The organism is Bacillus sp. SW14 (assembly GCF_047608225.1).
Taxonomy (GTDB): Bacteria; Bacillota; Bacilli; order Bacillales; family Bacillaceae; genus Bacillus; species Bacillus subtilis_G.
This window is the reverse complement of the sequence record NZ_JBLKRW010000001.1, coordinates 775,575-792,642: the sequence shown is the minus strand read 5'-3', so window position 1 is coordinate 792,642 and position 17,068 is coordinate 775,575. Positions and strand designations below refer to the sequence as shown.

The window sequence follows — 17,068 nt, the reverse complement described above, 5'->3', positions numbered from 1 at the left end:
GTTTTTGTTTTTTACAATTTTCCGGCGCGAATATCGTCTGTCATTCCTTCATAAGGAGCTTTCGAAATCACTTCTTCATTGTCAGCTCCCTCATTTTTCAGAAATGTAATCTCCGCAAATTCAGGTACAACGTATTTCGGATACGTTTCATATTTTTCGCGGGATTCTTTCATAAGATCAATGTGGTCATTTTGATAGCAGACCGTAATTTCAGGGTGTTCATGCACCCATTTCGGGAAGAAAATAATGCCGTGCATGCGTTTTTCATTCGGCATAAAGTTTAATGAAACATCTGTGCCTGTCGGTTCTGTCCAAGACACTTTATATACGCCTTCTGTCAGTTTAACAATATTGACTTCCTGATCCCGAACCCAGCGTCCGGCAACCATTCCGCTATGAATTCTATAATCGATGGTATGATCGTTTTTTATATAGATCTCGTATTCCCATCCGTTTTCATAAGTATAAATCATGTGGCTTCCGATAAAGTTTTCCATCTTTCACACTCTCCTTAGTCTTTACTGTACTTCATAAATGTCTAGTCGAACGCAATCAGGGGTTCTTTCTGCGGAACCGATAAACAAGCGGTCATGCAGCCATTGATAAGCTTCACTGCCTGTTTCAAATGTCGGCACCGTACGGAAATAAACATGTGCCGGATCAATGATGGCCCCGGCCGCGGCTTGTTTTCGAAACGGCTCGCTGACTTGCCGTATTCCATTGTTTTCAATGTAAATCAGTTCATGATCGGCTGTTTCGATGGCATACCTGGCAGATAAATCTGTTCTGCCGTCAGCGCGAATGATTTGTGAATCGGCACCACCCGGCAAATACGCCCTTTTACTTTCCCTGTTATTGTTCCCGAACGAATCGGAATCCATCGTCTCATTCCCAGGCCTGTCTCACCAATGGTGATAGGCGGCTCTACCTTAATTTCTAAAGAGGCGAATAATGTTAAAACCGGCTTCTTCATGAGCACCACCTCACATCCAGAAAATCATGTAACTATTTACATGTTAAATTTAACACTGTTTCTTACAGCTGTCAAACAATAGGAACATAAAAAAAGGACTGGTTGAAGACAGTCCTTGTTTGAAGCTAGCTTTGATTGGCAAGATATGTGCTGACAGTGCTTTTCGCCAGACAGTCAGAGGAATCTATAATCGGAATCTCGCTTTGAAAATGATCTAACACCGCATTTAAATCCGTGCAGGCTGAAATGATGATGTCTGCATGCTGGCTGATTTCGGTATATAGCTTCTGCCACAATGCATGTGTATGCATCATATGGTTCGGCTGTTTGATAGCGGCGATGAGCTGATTCACAGCCTGCTGCCAATGATCCTTGTGAACAACTTCTTGCCCGTTTGCCTTCAGCCCTTTTTGATAGATGCCGGATTGGATGGTTGAATCTGTTCCTAAAACAGCCGCTTTTTTTGCAGCATGCGGAATTTCTTTTACCGTTTCCTTTATGATATGTAACAAAGGAACCGCCAACGCCTGCTGAATCTCTTCATAATACACATGTGCCGTATTACAAGGAAGAGCAATAAAATCAACGCCTGTCTTTTCAAGCTTTACCGCGCCATCAATAATCGCTCTTTTCATCTCGTCATGATCGATGGGACGATCTGCATAGAATGGGGTCGGGCACGAATAAACCATCATATGTGGAAAGTCTATATCATTTGAAGCCCCATACAGCTTCTGACAGTAATCAATTACCTTATCAATAAATGGCGAAGTCGATTTCGGCCCCATTCCGGCTAATATTCCGATCATTACGTTCATTCCTTTCTCTTTCTAATTCGTACGGACTACTACTTCTTCTGTGCCATCTTCATAGAGGATAAAGCTTTTCGCAACATCATCGCCTAACAAAAATTCGATTTCCACAGACAATGATCGCAAAAAGAAACGGGTTTCCGAGGAAGGAAATAATTCAAGCCTCACCTGTCCTTTGATCTGCAAATAAAGCTTTTCATTCTCGGCTGTCACCCGTGCAGCCGTCCCATCCTGAAACGAGTAGCTGCCAACATAGCGGCTGTATATCGCCGGATCAACTTCTTTTTTCTTTTTATCAGCAGGACGTTCCGGGATCTCATATGGCTGGCCAAATAAAATATGTTCCGCCGCCTTCAAAATCGCTTGTTCATATTCCGCATCCTCTTCCTTGTTACTCAAATAGATCAGCGTTTTACGTAGATCTATATACCGGATCATCATCGTCGAATAACCTGGCCACCCACCGCTGTGGCTGACAATCTTCCCTTTTTCAGGACTGTGTTGCAGCACCCAACCAAAGCCGTAATCGAACGTTTCACCATTGTTCAGCCGCACCGGAGAAAATGCGGCCTCCTTAGAAGTGTTACTAATTAAGTCGTCCTGATATAGAGCCTGATCAAATCGAAACAAATCGCTTGTGACAGAGTTCACCGTACCGTCTCCTTGGATGCCATCGAGGTACACAACATAGTTTGTTTCCTCCAGATCATCAGGAAGGACGTACGTTTCGGAATGTACATCGTACACGTATCCATATGCATAATGATCCATCTGCTCAGGCCGAAGCCTCCTATTATGCACTTTCGTTTCATTCATGCCGACCGGTGAAAAAATATGAGTTTTCATAAAATCCGAATAGCTCATGCCGGAGGCTTTTTCCATGATAACCGCCAACAGCACATACCCCGTATTGCTGTACTGCCAGCCTTCGTTCGGCTCAAAATAACCAGGCAGCCCCTCATTCATCAGCATATCCACAATATCCTGATTCACCGCAATCTTGTGTTTGTCCCAATTGGCAATAAACCATTCAAAATAATCAGGCAGCCCTGACGTATGGTTCAATAAATGCCGAATCGTGACGCCCTGATATGGAAAACCCGGCAGCCAGCGCTCGACTTTGTCTTCATATCCAAGAATTCCTTTCTCCTCGAGCAATATGATCCCCAAAGCTGTAAAAGGCTTTGACAGAGACGCTAACTCAAACAAAGAGCTGGTTTGCAAAGGGCGTTTTTCCGCCAGTTCCGCATAACCGAAAGAGTGATGATATAAAATATCGCCATCCTCCGCAGCCAGAACCGTCCCGTTGAACTGTTGTTTTTCCGCCAACACAGAGAATAATGTGCCAAGATGTTTCCTTTTTTCTTGCTTCATTTTTACACCTCCCTTAATGTCTACGATATTTCCCCTTCTATGTTTCAAAATTCGAAAAATATGAGAGAAAGAGTGATAGTGGCCTGCATCCTGAATCCGTTTCACAATCACTTCCGCAAACCCTGAAGCCAAAGCCCCCGAGTTCAACGGTTGCGAAAAGACCATGTGACATCTGACCCGCGCGACCAGTCTCTAAAACAGCCGATTTCCCAGAAAAGAAAATAGCTTTCATCACATTGTTATAGAGAATCACCCTGACTTTCCGTAACACCCATTAGTCTATTAGACTCATATCATCGAAGGTCTTTTTTCATTTTCTATCAAACAAAAGAGGAAAATAGACCCGTTGTAATCTAAACGAGAGTTTAATAGAATGATGTCGAAAAGTAAATCACGCAGGTTTGTTACTGATAAAGCAGGCAAGACCTAAAATGTGTAAAGGGCAAAGTATATTCTTTGGCGTCACCCCTTACATATTTTAGGTCTTTTTTTATTGTGCGTAACTGACTTGCCATCTTCAAACAGGAGGGCCGGGAGAAGCAAACCGCTAACACAGTACATAAAAAAGGAGACATGAACGATGAACATCAAAAAGTTTGCAAAACAAGCGACAGCATTAACCTTTACAACTGCACTGCTGGCAGGAGGCGCAACTCAAGCGTTTGCGAAAGAAACGAACCAAAAACCGCATAAGGAAACGTACGGCATTACCCATATTACACGCCATGACATGCTGAAAATCCCTGAACAGCAAAAAAATGAAAAATATCAGGTGCCTGAATTCGATCAATCCACAATTAAAAATATCTCTTCTGCAAAAGGCCTGGACGTTTGGGACAGCTGGCCATTGCAAAACGCTGACGGCACAGTCGCAAACTATCACGGCTACCACATCGTCTTTGCATTAGCCGGAGACCCTAAAAATGCGGATGATACATCCATTTACATGTTCTATCAAAAAGTCGGTGAAACGTCTATTGACAGCTGGAAAAACGCTGGCCGCGTCTTTAAAGACAGCGACAAATTCGATGCAAATGATTCTATCCTAAAAGACCAAACACAAGAATGGTCAGGTTCAGCGACATTCACATCTGACGGTCACATTCGTTTGTTCTACACTGATTTCTCGGGTAAACATTACGGTAAACAAACACTGACAACTGCACAAGTTAACGTATCAACAACAGACAGCTCTCTGAACATCAACGGTGTAGAGGATTATAAATCAATCTTTGACGGTGACGGCAAAACGTATCAAAATGTACAGCAGTTCATCGATGAAGGCAACTACAGCTCAGGCGATAACCACACGCTGAGAGATCCTCACTACGTAGAAGATAAAGGCCGCAAATACTTAGTATTTGAAGCAAACACTGGAACTGAAGATGGTTACCAAGGCGAAGAATCTTTATTTAACAAAGCATACTATGGCAAAAGCACATCATTCTTCCGTCAAGAAAGTCAAAAACTTCTGCAAAGCGATAAAAAACGCACAGCTGAATTAGCAAATGGCGCACTCGGCATGATCGAGCTAAACGATGACTACACACTGAAAAAAGTGATGAAACCGCTAATTGCATCTAACACAGTTACAGATGAAATCGAACGCGCGAACGTCTTTAAAATGAATGGCAAATGGTATCTGTTCACTGACTCTCGTGGATCAAAAATGACGATCGACGGCATCACATCTAACGACATTTACATGCTTGGTTATGTTTCTAATTCCTTAACCGGCCCATACAAGCCGCTGAACAAAACAGGCCTTGTGTTAAAAATGGATCTTGATCCTAACGATGTGACATTTACTTATTCACACTTCGCTGTGCCTCAAGCTAAAGGAAACAATGTCGTGATTACAAGCTACATGACAAACAGAGGCTTCTTTGCAGACAAAAAAGCAACGTTTGCGCCAAGCTTCCTATTAAACATCAAAGGCAAGAAAACATCTGTTGTAAAAGACAGCATCCTTGAACAAGGACAATTAACAGTTAACAAATAAAAACGCAAAAGAAAATGCCGATATCTTATTGGCATTTTCTTTTATTTCTTATCAACATCATAAAGGTGAATCCCAGATGAACTATAAAAAAACAGGCAAATGGCTAACAGTAATCCTGAGCTTTTTAGGAATATTGCTGTTTATCAACTTATTGCCAAACGAAGAACCTGTCAAAAAAACAAAAACAACACAGAAGCCGGACTACCGGGCGGCCTATCATTTTACGACGCCGGATAAATGGAAAAATGATCCCCAAAAACCGGTCTATTTTGAAGGCAAGTATCATTATTTCTACCTTTATAACCGGGATTACCCAAACGGGAACGGCACAGAATGGCGCCATGCCGTATCAGAGGACTTGGTGCACTGGACCGATGAAGGCGTGGCGATCCCGAAATACACAAACCCAGACGGGGACATTTGGACCGGTTCTGTCGTGCTCGATAAAGAAAACACAGCCGGATTCGGGAAAAACGCGCTCGTCGCAATCGTGACCCAGCCTTCAGCCAAAGATAAAAAACAGGAGCAACATTTGTGGTACAGCACAGACAAAGGAAAATCATTTAAGTCCTATAGTGATAATCCCGTTATGCCTAATCCCGGCACAGACGATTTCAGAGACCCGAAAGTCATATGGGATGACCAGAATAACAAATGGGTCATAGCCATGGCTGAAGGAACAAAAATCGGCTTTTATGAATCCGATAATCTAAAGGACTGGCATTACACAAGCGGATTCTTAACGGAGCAGGCGGGAATTGTGGAATGTCCTGACCTCTACATGATGCGGGCAAGCGATGGAACGACTAAATGGGTTCTCGGCGCGAGTGCGAACGGCAAACCGTGGGGCAAACCAAATACGTACGCCTACTGGACCGGAAGCTTTGACGGAAAAGAATTTACAGCGGATCAAACCGAAGCCCAATGGCTTGACTACGGCTTTGACTGGTACGGCGGCGTGACGTTCGAAGACGGCAAAAACACAGATCCATTAGAAAAGCGGTATGCGCTTGCCTGGATGAACAATTGGGATTACGCCAACAACACACCGACAATGAAGAACGGCTTTAACGGCACAGATTCTGTCATACGCGAACTCCGGCTGCAGGAGCAGGACGGCACATACAGCCTCGTCTCACAGCCGACCGAAGCTTTGGAGCAGCTGACCGTTTCAACTGACAAAGTAGAGGATCAGGATGTGAGCGGATCAAAAACACTGTCGATCACTGGTGATACGTACCAGCTTGATATGGATCTTTCTTGGTCAGAGCTAAAGAACGCAGGCGTCAGACTGAGAGAATCGAAAGACCAAAAACGCCATATTGATGTCGGCATTTTCGCCGAAGACGGCTATGCATATGTCAACAGAGCGGCTACAAATCAGCCTGACAACAGCAACACCTATGTTGAAAGCAAGGCTCCCTTCGATGTAAGCAAACAGAAGGCCCATTTGAAAATTCTCGCCGATAAAACAACAATAGAAGTATTTGTCGGCGACGGGAAAACCGTTTTTTCAAATCAAGTGTTTCCAAAACCCGAAGATAAAGGCATTACCCTTTATTCTGAAGGAGGCACAGCCTCATTTAAAAATATAACGGTGAAACACTTCGATACGATTCATGAATAAAAAACAGATGCAGCGCAGGCTGCATCTGTTTTTTATTAGAGCGGTATTCTCTGTTGCATATTGGGCATTGTAAGGAATATAAGGCTGGTTGCTAAGGAGGAAGCGGATGTCTAAACAAGGAAATTTTCAAAAATCAATGTCGCTGTTTGATCTGATTTTGATTGGGATGGGAGCCATCTTTGGATCAGCGTGGCTGTTCGCTGTCAGTAATGTCGCATCTAAAGCGGGACCCTCCGGCGCTTTTTCCTGGATCATCGGCGGAGCCATCATTCTGTTAATCGGGCTCGTATACGCGGAGCTTGGAGCTGCCCTGCCCCGTACCGGAGGCATCATTCGATACCCCGTTTATTCACATGGCCACCTTGTCGGCTATTTAATTTCATTTGTCACAATCGTCGCTTACACAAGCCTGATTTCGATTGAAGTCACGGCAGTCCGGCAATACGTGGCCTATTGGTTTCCCGGCCTGACCAAAGAAGGCTCTGATTCACCGACCATTGCCGGCTGGCTCTTACAGTTTGCCTTGCTCTGCTTGTTTTTCCTGCTGAATTATTGGAGCGTCAAAACATTCGCTAAGGCAAATTTCATCATATCGATTTTTAAATATATTGTACCGATTACCATCATTATCGTGCTGATCTTTCATTTTAACCCGCAGAATTTATCTGTTGAAGGATTTGCACCGTTCGGTTTTACAGGTATTCAGGCTGCGATATCGACAGGCGGCGTAATGTTTGCGTATCTTGGCCTGCACCCGATTGTGGCTGTTGCAGGCGAAGTGCGAAATCCAAAACGCAACATCCCGATCGCTTTAATCGTTTGCATCATTGTTTCCACCATCATTTACACTGTTTTGCAAGTCACCTTTATTGGTGCAATTCCGACAGAAACGCTTAAAAATGGCTGGCCCGCAATCGGACGGGAGTTCTCACTGCCGTTTAAAGATATTGCGGTCATGCTTGGTTTAGGCTGGCTTGCAACGCTTGTCATTTTAGACGCCATTCTGTCTCCGGGAGGAAACGGGAATATTTTTATGAATACGACATCTCGCCTCGTCTACGCCTGGGCGCGGAACGGCACATTATTTGGCATATTTTCAAAGGTCAATAAAGAAACGGGAACCCCCCGTGCTTCACTCTGGCTTTCATTTGCCTTGTCCATTTTCTGGACGCTCCCCTTCCCTTCGTGGAACGCACTCGTCAATGTCTGTTCTGTAGCGCTCATCCTTTCTTATGCGATTGCACCCATTTGTTCAGCAGCGCTGAGGGTCAATGCGAAGGATTTAAACAGGCCGTTTTATTTAAAAGGGATGGGTATTATCGGGCCGCTTTCCTTTATTTTCACGGCGTTTATCGTTTACTGGTCAGGATGGACGACCGTTTCCTGGCTGCTCGGTTCACAGCTCATCATGTTTTTGGTCTATCTCTGTTTCAGCAAATATGCGCCTCAAGAAGATGTCAGTCTGGCCCAGCAGCTGAAATCAGCGTGGTGGCTTATCGGGTTTTATATCATGATGCTGGTCTTTTCCTACATCGGTTCTTTCGGACATGGTTTAGGCATTATCAGCAATCCCGTCGACCTTATTTTGGTCGCCATCGGCTCACTTGCGATTTACTACTGGGCAAAGTATACCGGGCTCCCGAAAGCCGCTATTGATTATGATAAATAAAGAAGCAAGAGGTTTTCTTGCTTCTTTATTCTTTACAAACGCACATACCCGAGATAAAATGAATGATAGTCAGTCATTACAGGAGGTGTTCCTTATGCCAAAACAAACTTCGGGCAAATATGAAAAAATTCTGCACGCTGCCATTGACGTTATATCTGAAAAAGGTCTCGACAAAGCCTCTATTTCTGATATTGTCAAAAAGGCCGGCACTGCACAAGGAACGTTCTATTTGTACTTCTCATCTAAAAACGCCCTCATTCCGGCAATCGCAGAAAATCTTCTCACCCTTACGCTGGATCAAATCAAAGGAAGGCTGCATGGAGACGAGGATTTTTGGACTGTTTTAGACATATTAATTGATGAGACATTTCTCATTACAGAACGCCATAAGGATATTATCATCCTCTGTTACTCCGGGCTTGCGATCGACCACTCCATGGAAAAATGGGAGACGATCTATCAGCCTTATTATTCCTGGCTCGAAAAAATCATTCATAAGGCGATTGAAAGCCGCGAGGTAACTGAAGAAATCAATGCAAAATGGACGGCCAAAACGATTATTAACTTGGTCGAGAACACAGCAGAACGATTCTATATCGGGTTTGAACAAGATGAAAATGTTGAAGTGTATAAAAAAGAAATCTTTACTTTCTTAAAACGAAGCTTAGCTGCAGCGTAAAAAATGACTGGGTAAAACCGCTCATTTTTTAATGCCTCAAAAATGACTGACGTTCATTCATAAAAATAGAGAGGTGTTTCATTTGAATTGGGTGCTTGTTTTCATTGCAGGGCTTTTAGAAGTTGTTTGGGCCTCTTCCCTCAAACATGCCGATTCGCTTTTGGATTGGTTCATTATTTTTATTTTGATCGCGGTCAGCTTTATCCTGTTAATCCGCTCTTATCAAAAAATCCCGATGGCCGCGGCGTACACTGTATTTGTCGGAATCGGAACCGTCGGAACATATATCACTGGAATTGTTTTGGGCGAATCCTTCTCAGCAGCCCAAATGTTCTTTTTAGCTTTATTGCTGGCCGGCATTTTAGGAATGAAGCTATTCACGAAAGAAAGCAAAACGCAGTCGGGAGGTGACTCGTAATGGCATGGTTTTTATTAGTGATTGCCGGCATAGAAGAAGTTATAGCTGCCGTTGCCATGAAATATGTAGACGGAACAAGAAAAAAATGGCCGATTATTGTGATGACTGTTGGATTTGGCTTATCCTTTTACTGCCTTTCACAAGCGATGCGGATCCTGCCTGCCGGAGTCGCTTATGCCGTCTGGACCGGCATTGGCAGCATTGGCGTTTCGGCGGTTGGCTTTGTCTGGTTTAAGGAGCGGTTTCAGCTTTCACAAGTGATTTCTCTTTGCCTTATCCTCGCTGGCGTCATCGGCCTGCGTCTTACGGCTTCATCATAAGATAAGGGCACATACAGCTGTATATGCCCTTGCCATTAAGCTTCGTCTTGATGGTTGTGAAGATGAAGCGGCGGCGGGATGAGCCAGCCTTTGTTTTTTAGCAGCCTTAAGTATTTTGCTCCCATTGCCGCTTTCGATAAATGGAATTGCCCAAACATCATGGCAATATCCTCACGAATTGACTCACCCATAATTTTGCTGCATGCCACAAGGCCTGCAGCATTTTGCGCTGCCGCAGAGACCGCCACATCCGGATCGAGAAACCGCGCACCCGTCGGAATATCTTTAAGATCCGCTGCCGGCGGTTCAGGAGAAGCCGGCGGGAGCGCCACACCGTTTTCCTTCAGGATGCTGCTGACTTGTTTCATTTCATCCTGGCACTTCTCAATGGCCTCATGAAGCAGCTTTTTCAAATCGTCATCACCGACATGATTCAATAACATCTGGTAATTGCCGACCATTTTATTGCCTGCCATTACATAACTCCACAAGCTGAAAACCTCACCGTAATGCATCGGTTCCTCTTGCGGATTTCCGCTTAAAATACCCATATTGATCCTCCTTGTAAATTCAATATCGCACATTTCATAAAGTGCCCAGCAGGAGGAAAATTTATGTTCCGATGAGAAAAAATTTTTAACATAAAACAAAAAAGACAAGAGCGGCAAAGTGCCAAACCCTTGTCTTTCCTGTTGTTCTATTGGACGCGCTCGGAGGGATTCGAACCCCCGACAGACGTGGTACCGGAAACCACCGCTCTATCCAACTGAGCTACGAGCGCATATTCACTGCGTGATGAGAACGTCAGCACAACTCATTATACGATAATTCCCTTCAAATAACAACCCTCTATTTCAAGAGGCCGTTTTTCACATCTAACACATCATCTTATTTGGCAATCTGACATACGATGGTTTGAACCCATATAAATTTGGGGAAAATGGGAAAAAGAGAAGACTTTGCGTGTCAAGCCAGCTTTTTGTTTGACCTTTATTGACCAAAAATGTATCATGTAACTACATACTTACCTAAAAGGTGAAGGAGGAGCATTATGAATTTAATACCTACAGTCATTGAACAAACGAACCGCGGGGAAAGAGCGTATGACATTTATTCTCGTCTATTAAAGGATCGTATCATCATGCTTGGATCTGCGATTGATGACAACGTTGCGAACTCCATCGTGTCACAGCTTTTATTCTTAGAAGCGGAAGACCCTGAAAAAGATATTTCTATTTACATCAACAGCCCGGGCGGCTCTATTACAGCCGGTATGGCGATCTATGATACCATGCAGTTTATTAAGCCGAAAGTATCCACCATTTGTATCGGTATGGCTGCATCAATGGGCGCGTTCCTGCTTGCCGCCGGAGAAAAAGGCAAACGCTATGCGCTTCCAAACAGTGAAGTCATGATTCACCAGCCGCTTGGCGGTGCGCAAGGCCAGGCGACAGAAATTGAAATTGCCGCGAAACGCATTCTCTTGCTTCGTGACAAATTAAATAAAGTTCTTGCTGAACGTACTGGCCAGCCGCTTGAAGTAATCGAACGCGACACAGACCGCGATAACTTCAAGTCTGCTGAAGAAGCGCTTGAATACGGCCTGATTGATAAAATTCTGACTCGCAACACAGAAGAGCAAAAGTAATACTGTAACCTGCAAGAGCTATGTCTCTTGCAGGTTTTTTCATTTATGAATTCATTCTTTAATCTTTCTTATTCCATACTGCACCCATTCTTCGTTCAACAGTTCAAGCGTCAAATCACTGGTTTGTCTCACAATCAGATCGGCATCAAGCATTGACTGTTCATGACCGACTCCCACCGCAAACATCCCGGCAGATTTAATTGCGGAAATCCCTGCTTCAGCGTCTTCTATTGCCGCACAATCAGCAGGGGAAACGCCGAGCAGCGCTGCGGCTGTTAGAAAGATTTCGGGATCAGGTTTTCCCTTCGCGAGAGCTGTAGGGTCAACAATGGCATGAAAATCATCCATAATCTCCAAACGTTTTAAAATCGCGGGAGCATTACGGCTTGAAGACGCTAACCCGATTTTTATATTTTCACCTTTTAATTCACAAAGAAACCTGCCGATTCCCGGCAAAAGATCTTCCGGCGTCAATTTGCTGATCAACATTTGATAGTATTGGTTTTTTTGATCCATAAGTTCTTGTTTCTCCGCATTTGTATACTTTGTTTGCGCACCGCCAATGATAAGTATGCTTTCAAGTGACTCTGCTCTGCTGATTCCTTTTAGGCTTTCATTCACACTTCTGTTAAAGGGAATATCGATTTGTTCCGCGATATGCTTCCAAGCGAGATAATGATATTCAGCGGTATCTGTTATCACACCGTCTAAATCAAAAATGGCCGCTTTCATATGCTAATGCCCATCACAGCTTCATAAGGTTCGAGGCAAATGCATTTTAAGTCAGCCGGCTCCTGCGGATAGTTGGAAATCAGCACTTTCCAATGCTCACGGGCCAGTTCAGGAGGCGCTTCGAACAGAGCCTTGTCTTCCGACAAATTCACAACGACGAGAAGCTTTTCCCCTTGGTATTCACGGAGATAAGAAAAGACTTGCGGATCATTCTCCTTCAGCAGCTGATAATCTCCATATATGATGGTCTTGTATTGCTTTCGTAATTGAATGAGCTTCTGATAGTAATAGAAAATCGAATCTTGGTCTTCCAAGGACTCCTTCACATTTATCTCTTGATAGCGGGAATTTACTGCTATCCAAGGGGCTCCGGCTGTGAATCCCGCATGTTTTTCGACATCCCATTGCATCGGTGTTCTGGCATGATCCCTTCCTTTTTTCATCACGGCTTGTAAAAATTCTTTTTCCGGCATCGTTTTGTTTTCGACGACTAGTTCACGATACGCATTTTTTATTTCAAGATCATCATACATCTCCAGCGGCATATCACTGTTGACCATACCGATTTCTTCTCCCTGGTAAATAAACGGCGTTCCTTTCATGCCATGGAGAACCGTTGCAAATGCTTTTGCACACTGCTTTCGCAGCTTACCGTCATTGCCCCAGCGTGAAATAACCCTCGGCTGATCATGGTTTTCAAAATACAGGGTATTCCAGCCGACATTCATTAACCCGGTCTGCCACCTTGTCATCGTCTTTTTTAAAGCAATCAAATCAAACGGCTTGATCTGCCATTTCCCGTTTGGCGAGTGTTGTTCTGTATCAATATCCATATGTTCAAATGTGAAAATCATATTCAGCTCTTGCCTGCTTGCATCTGTATACTTTTTCGCCTCTTCAATATCAGAGCCGTTTGCCTCCCCGACCGTCATGCAGTCGTAATGAGAAAGCACTTCCTTGTTCATCTCCTGAATAAATTCATGAAGGCGGGGGCCATTCGAATGATAACGGCCGACGATATAGCTGCGGATGTTATCTGTTTCGTAGTTCGGAAAATCAGTATACTTGGAAATAGAGCCGATCACATCCATCCGCCAGCCGTCAACGCCTTTATCCATCCAAAATCTCATCACATCATAAACTTCCCGGCGCACCGCTTCATTTTCCCAATTTAAATCAGGCTGCTTTTTTGAAAAGTAGTGCAAATAATACTGCCCTGTCCCTTCATCAATTGTCCACGCCGGGCCTGAGAAGATCGACCCCCAATTATTCGGCTCTGAGCCGTCCGGTTTAGGGTCTTTCCAAAAATAATAATCCCGGTAAGGATTATCCTTCGACTTGCGGCTTTCAGCAAACCAGGCATGCTCATCCGACGTGTGGTTCACAACCAAATCCATGATGATTTTCATTCCGCGTTGGTGCACTTCATCAATCAGCTGAAACATATCTTCATTTGTCCCAAATTTTTCGTACATGTTTCTGTAGTCGCTGATATCATAGCCGTTGTCATCCTGCGGGGAATCAAACACCGGGGAGAGCCAGATCACATCCGCCCCGAGATATTTGATGTAATCCAGCTTTTGAATCACACCTTGCAAATCCCCGAATCCATCTCCATTGGCATCATAAAAACTGCGCGGGTAAATTTGATAAACGACAGCTTCTTTCCACCATTCATTCATCAGGCGTGCTCCTTTCACATCGTCCATTTAGGACAACTGGTTCCTCATACACTTTCATGTGCAGCGGCTCGCCTTTTACAAGCTCAAAGACGGCGCTCAGTTCATCAACCGTAATATTGATTAACCTGTTTCGATAATTGATTTTGAACGAATATCTGTCCCATTCTTTCGGCAAAAACGGGGCAAATGACAGCGTCTCATTCGCGATGCGCATGCCTGCAAAGCCCTGAACGATCGCGAGCCAGCTTCCCGTCATTGATGTGATGTGCAGACCTTCCTCCGTGTCATGATTATAATTGTCAAGATCAAGCCTTGCTGTACGCTTATATAATTCAAGCGCTTTCTTTTCCATCTTAAGTTCGGCTGCGAGAACGGCATGGACAGAGGGTGACAGGCTTGATTCATGAACAGTCATCGGTTCATAAAATTCAAAATTTCGCCGTTTTTCTTCCATCGTAAAACGGTCATGAAACAGATAAATGCCTTGAAGCACATCTGCCTGTTTAATAAAATTGGAGCGGAGAATCTTGTCCCAGGACCAATTCTGATAAAGAGGCCGCTCAGCTGGATCTAATTCATCCGCTGATCGCAGGTCTTTGTCCAAGAATGTGTCATGCTGAATGAAAATTTGCAGTTCTTCACTATACGGATAGTACATGTGCTGGATGATTTTTCTCCAGACGTTCAGTTCTTCTTCCTGCACATCAAGCAGGCGGCGTTTTTCCGCTGAAACCCTTTCGAGATTTTCCAATGTATATTCCAACGTCCAAGCCGCAATGACATTTGTATACCAATTGTTGTTGACATTGTTTTCGTATTCATTCGGCCCTGTGACGCCGTGGATCATATACTTGTTTTTTCGTTTCGAGAAGTGAACGCGGTCTGCCCAAAACCTGCTGACTTCCACAAGAACGTCTATCCCGTATTCCTTTATATAGTCATGGTCACCTGTATATTGGACGTAATTGCAGATCGCATAACAGATCGCGCCATTGCGGTGAATTTCTTCAAAGGTGATCTCCCATTCATTGTGGCATTCATCGCCTGTAAAGGTCACCATCGGGTAAAGTGCCCCTTTCATCCCCAGTTTGGCGGCATTCCGTTTCGCTGCCTCCAAATGATGATAGCGGTACAAAAGCAGGTTTTTCGTCACCTCTGGTTCGGCTGTCGCCAAATACATCGGAACCGCGTACGCCTCCGTATCCCAATAGGCTGCGCCTCCGTATTTTTCACCAGTAAATCCTTTCGGCCCGATATTCAAACGGGCATCGCCACCGTAATATGTCGAGAATAACTGAAAGATATTGTAGCGGATTCCTTGCTGAAGTTCCTCATCCCCTTTAATCTCTATGTCCGCTTTTGCCCACCTTTCCTTCCATTGTTCAATGTGCCTTCGTTTTGCTTCTTCATATCCGTTCTCAAGTACACCCGCCAAAAGCTCCTTGGCTTTCGCTAAAAGCTCTGCCTCACGACAATCACGGGAAGTCGTGACAATAATAAACTTTTTCAAAGAAGCCTTCGTTTGGTAACTGTAGCGGTTCTCGACATACATTTCAGCTGTTTTATAGCTTTCATTGACAAAGCCCTCTGTTACGTTTGCCATTGCGGCTGAAACGGTAAAGCGCGGTGTTTCAAATGGATTTTCGATCGTTTTTGCCGCTAAATGACCGCTGTGAGAATCAGCCCCTTTCGCTTCTTCCTGCCAAAATTGTTCTTGGTAGTTCGAATCTTCATTTGCGACATTTCCGTCCAAGTAAGGAACAAGTGTAATGACAGCGTCTTCTGTCAGGCACTCCGCTTCATAATGAATCGCGCAAAGCTCTTTTACGGCAAGGCTAATAAATCGCTCCGCTCTGATTCTAACGGTTTTATCCTGAATACGGACAACAGCGCTTCTCCGCAGAATCCCCTCTTTCATATTAAGTTCTAACTCAAATGATTCGATTGGGTTTTGATAAAGATCGACTTTTTCACCATCAATATATAAGTCTATGCCAATAAAGTTCATCGCATTGATCACTTTTCCGAAATACTCCGGATACCCGTTTTTCCACCAGCCTACTCGCGTTTTGTCAGGGAACCACACGCCTGCAATATATGTGCCTTGGTGACTGTCGCCTGAATAGCCTTCTTCAAAATTTCCTCTGACTCCCATATAGCCGTTGGCAAGAGAAGTCAGGCTCTCCTGCAGCCGTGTATGTTCCTTTCGAAATGTATGTGTTTTGACTTTCCATTCATCAATCTCAAATAACCGCTGATTTGTCATAATTTCCTCCCGAATGTAAGTTTCCATGATCACGGCGGGTTTTCGTCAAATATCTAAACGCAAAAGAGATCATCAAAGTGACGCCGCACGAATGGATCATCAATACAGTGATCAAGTTAAAATGAACCATACCGATAACAGCTGCGGCAAATGCCGGCAGTGCGGATGCGCAAACCGCCGCAGATGCCGCTTCCTTGAATGACGCAATAGAGATCATGTTTGATATTTTTGTGATCCAGAGGCCCCCCGCAAGAACAGCCGTTACAAATAGCTGAATCACAAAAATCACCGCATATGCCAGCATCATGATCATCGGCTTATACTGTGCCAGCCACAATGTATCGATCAAAGCCTCTATATCATGGACGTTCGGTTTCTTAAACTCAGCGTCCATTTTCGCATAGCCAACAGAAAACCCCGTTCCGTTTTGATCGATAATCACCAGTTGATCGGATTGAAAGACGATGGCGTTATCATATCCGGTCACTTTCAATCGCCCATTTTCACCGCTTACCTGATATTCATGCTTCATATCAATTGCCAGCAAACTCTCTCCCTCTTCAATTCGATCAGAGCTCTTTCCGCCCGTCAGTTTTCCGTTTCTGATTTGATAACCTTGTAATTGATCAGCAAATTGATGATTAAGCTTTTGAATCGCTGACGGCATGAAAGATGTAACACTGAAGCGATCCATTTTCATAAACGAAATCGTAATCGGCGCCATCAAGCAGGCCGTTAAAAACATAAAGAGAAAACAGAGCTGCAGCCAGCTGAATGTATTCCCGTAACGGCATACACCTGATGGAGACGCAGCCGCTTTTAGGCAGCGGATTATAAAACTTTCTTTTTGTAGATTCTTCATCGAA

The 17,068-nt window shown here is 44.2% G+C and carries 15 protein-coding genes, 1 tRNA gene and 1 pseudogene; 7 read left to right on the top strand and 10 right to left on the bottom strand.

All coding sequences use genetic code 11. The features are described from left to right. Positions 1-11: 11 nt before the first annotated feature. From padC to ACMX2I_RS04005, 4 genes and pseudogenes are all read right to left on the bottom strand, one after another. Positions 12-497, bottom strand: a complete 486-nt coding sequence (padC, locus tag ACMX2I_RS04020) for a phenolic acid decarboxylase (protein WP_003235304.1) — start codon at positions 495-497, stop codon at positions 12-14. 21 nt (positions 498-518) lie between these two features. Further along, a pseudogene (locus ACMX2I_RS04015) lies at positions 519-973 on the bottom strand (DUF3237 domain-containing protein). A gap of 125 nt (positions 974-1,098) precedes the next feature. Beyond that, positions 1,099-1,782 carry an aspartate/glutamate racemase family protein gene (locus ACMX2I_RS04010; RefSeq protein WP_414958289.1) on the bottom strand — a complete coding sequence of 228 codons (684 nt, stop codon included), beginning with the start codon at positions 1,780-1,782 and terminating at the stop codon, positions 1,099-1,101. 21 nt (positions 1,783-1,803) lie between these two features. Continuing rightward, positions 1,804-3,159 carry a serine hydrolase gene (locus ACMX2I_RS04005; RefSeq protein ID WP_414956244.1) on the bottom strand — a complete coding sequence of 452 codons (1,356 nt, stop codon included), beginning with the start codon at positions 3,157-3,159 and terminating at the stop codon, positions 1,804-1,806. A 580-nt stretch (positions 3,160-3,739) separates the two neighbouring features. Here ACMX2I_RS04005 and sacB point away from each other — a divergent pair. The 6 genes from sacB (at position 3,740) to ACMX2I_RS03975 (ending at position 9,874) form a co-directional block, all read left to right on the top strand. Continuing rightward, a complete protein-coding gene (sacB, locus tag ACMX2I_RS04000) occupies positions 3,740-5,161 on the top strand; it encodes a levansucrase (RefSeq protein WP_414956243.1) in 1,422 nt (473 codons plus the stop codon). Positions 5,162-5,237: 76 nt separating this feature from the next. Further along, positions 5,238-6,788: a glycoside hydrolase family 32 protein gene (locus ACMX2I_RS03995; RefSeq protein ID WP_414956242.1), complete on the top strand. Its 1,551-nt coding sequence runs from the start codon at positions 5,238-5,240 to the stop codon at positions 6,786-6,788. A 106-nt stretch (positions 6,789-6,894) separates the two neighbouring features. Next, positions 6,895-8,457 (top strand): aspartate/proton symporter AspP, encoded by a 1,563-nt coding sequence (gene aspP, locus ACMX2I_RS03990; protein ID WP_087993525.1) that lies wholly within the window; start codon positions 6,895-6,897, stop codon positions 8,455-8,457. Between the two features lie 94 nt (positions 8,458-8,551). Continuing rightward, positions 8,552-9,136, top strand: coding sequence for a TetR family transcriptional regulator (locus tag ACMX2I_RS03985; protein WP_087993526.1), 585 nt, complete (start codon positions 8,552-8,554; stop codon positions 9,134-9,136). Between the two features lie 82 nt (positions 9,137-9,218). After that, entirely contained in the window at positions 9,219-9,554 is a 336-nt protein-coding gene (locus ACMX2I_RS03980) for an SMR family transporter (RefSeq protein WP_414956241.1), read from the top strand. Then, a complete protein-coding gene (locus ACMX2I_RS03975) occupies positions 9,554-9,874 on the top strand; it encodes a DMT family transporter (protein WP_414956240.1) in 321 nt (106 codons plus the stop codon). Before ACMX2I_RS03980 ends, ACMX2I_RS03975 begins: the two co-directional genes overlap by 1 nt. A 35-nt stretch (positions 9,875-9,909) precedes the next feature. On the opposite strand, the gene ACMX2I_RS03970 is transcribed toward ACMX2I_RS03975, so the two are convergent. Both ACMX2I_RS03970 and ACMX2I_RS03965 read right to left on the bottom strand, forming a co-directional pair. Next, positions 9,910-10,425, bottom strand: coding sequence for a DUF3231 family protein (locus ACMX2I_RS03970; RefSeq protein WP_414956239.1), 516 nt, complete (start codon positions 10,423-10,425; stop codon positions 9,910-9,912). A gap of 154 nt (positions 10,426-10,579) precedes the next feature. Then, positions 10,580-10,655, bottom strand: a tRNA-Arg gene (locus tag ACMX2I_RS03965). Between the two features lie 270 nt (positions 10,656-10,925). Between ACMX2I_RS03965 and clpP the strand changes: the two genes are divergently transcribed. Next, positions 10,926-11,522, top strand: a complete 597-nt coding sequence (gene clpP, locus ACMX2I_RS03960) for an ATP-dependent Clp endopeptidase proteolytic subunit ClpP (protein WP_003219849.1) — start codon at positions 10,926-10,928, stop codon at positions 11,520-11,522. 51 nt (positions 11,523-11,573) lie between these two features. Here clpP and pgmB read toward each other — a convergent pair whose 3' ends face one another. From pgmB to ACMX2I_RS03940, 4 genes are read right to left on the bottom strand one after another with little or no spacing between them, the layout of a single operon-like run. Continuing rightward, entirely contained in the window at positions 11,574-12,254 is a 681-nt protein-coding gene (gene pgmB / locus ACMX2I_RS03955; RefSeq protein ID WP_414956238.1) for a beta-phosphoglucomutase, read from the bottom strand. Beyond that, a complete protein-coding gene (locus tag ACMX2I_RS03950; RefSeq protein ID WP_414956237.1) occupies positions 12,251-13,936 on the bottom strand; it encodes a glycoside hydrolase family 13 protein in 1,686 nt (561 codons plus the stop codon). Before ACMX2I_RS03950 ends, pgmB begins: the two co-directional genes overlap by 4 nt. After that, the gene (locus ACMX2I_RS03945; RefSeq protein ID WP_414956236.1) at positions 13,929-16,202 is read right to left on the bottom strand and encodes a glycoside hydrolase family 65 protein; all 2,274 of its coding nucleotides are present in this window, start codon (positions 16,200-16,202) and stop codon (positions 13,929-13,931) included. Before ACMX2I_RS03945 ends, ACMX2I_RS03950 begins: the two co-directional genes overlap by 8 nt. Further along, complete coding sequence (locus tag ACMX2I_RS03940; RefSeq protein WP_414956235.1) at positions 16,180-17,064, bottom strand: DUF1189 domain-containing protein; 885 nt, start codon at positions 17,062-17,064, stop codon at positions 16,180-16,182. The genes ACMX2I_RS03945 and ACMX2I_RS03940 overlap by 23 nt, the downstream gene beginning before the upstream one ends. Between the last annotated feature and the right edge of the window lie 4 nt (positions 17,065-17,068).

Excerpts from the sequence above, each read along its gene's own strand:
- padC (WP_003235304.1), bottom strand. The coding sequence starts at position 497 with ATGGAAAACTTTATCGGAAGCCACATGATTTATACTTATGAAAACGGA.
- ACMX2I_RS04010 (WP_414958289.1), bottom strand. The coding sequence starts at position 1,782 with ATGATCGGAATATTAGCCGGAATGGGGCCGAAATCGACTTCGCCATTT.
- ACMX2I_RS03985 (WP_087993526.1), top strand. The coding sequence starts at position 8,552 with ATGCCAAAACAAACTTCGGGCAAATATGAAAAAATTCTGCACGCTGCC.
- pgmB (WP_414956238.1), bottom strand. The coding sequence starts at position 12,254 with ATGAAAGCGGCCATTTTTGATTTAGACGGTGTGATAACAGATACCGCT.
- sacB (WP_414956243.1), top strand. The coding sequence starts at position 3,740 with ATGAACATCAAAAAGTTTGCAAAACAAGCGACAGCATTAACCTTTACA.
- ACMX2I_RS03975 (WP_414956240.1), top strand. The coding sequence starts at position 9,554 with ATGGCATGGTTTTTATTAGTGATTGCCGGCATAGAAGAAGTTATAGCT.
- clpP (WP_003219849.1), top strand. The coding sequence starts at position 10,926 with ATGAATTTAATACCTACAGTCATTGAACAAACGAACCGCGGGGAAAGA.
- ACMX2I_RS03950 (WP_414956237.1), bottom strand. The coding sequence starts at position 13,936 with ATGAATGAATGGTGGAAAGAAGCTGTCGTTTATCAAATTTACCCGCGC.
- ACMX2I_RS03945 (WP_414956236.1), bottom strand. The coding sequence starts at position 16,202 with ATGACAAATCAGCGGTTATTTGAGATTGATGAATGGAAAGTCAAAACA.
- aspP (WP_087993525.1), top strand. The coding sequence starts at position 6,895 with ATGTCTAAACAAGGAAATTTTCAAAAATCAATGTCGCTGTTTGATCTG.
- ACMX2I_RS03940 (WP_414956235.1), bottom strand. The coding sequence starts at position 17,064 with ATGAAGAATCTACAAAAAGAAAGTTTTATAATCCGCTGCCTAAAAGCG.
- ACMX2I_RS03995 (WP_414956242.1), top strand. The coding sequence starts at position 5,238 with ATGAACTATAAAAAAACAGGCAAATGGCTAACAGTAATCCTGAGCTTT.
- ACMX2I_RS04005 (WP_414956244.1), bottom strand. The coding sequence starts at position 3,159 with ATGAAGCAAGAAAAAAGGAAACATCTTGGCACATTATTCTCTGTGTTG.
- ACMX2I_RS03970 (WP_414956239.1), bottom strand. The coding sequence starts at position 10,425 with ATGGGTATTTTAAGCGGAAATCCGCAAGAGGAACCGATGCATTACGGT.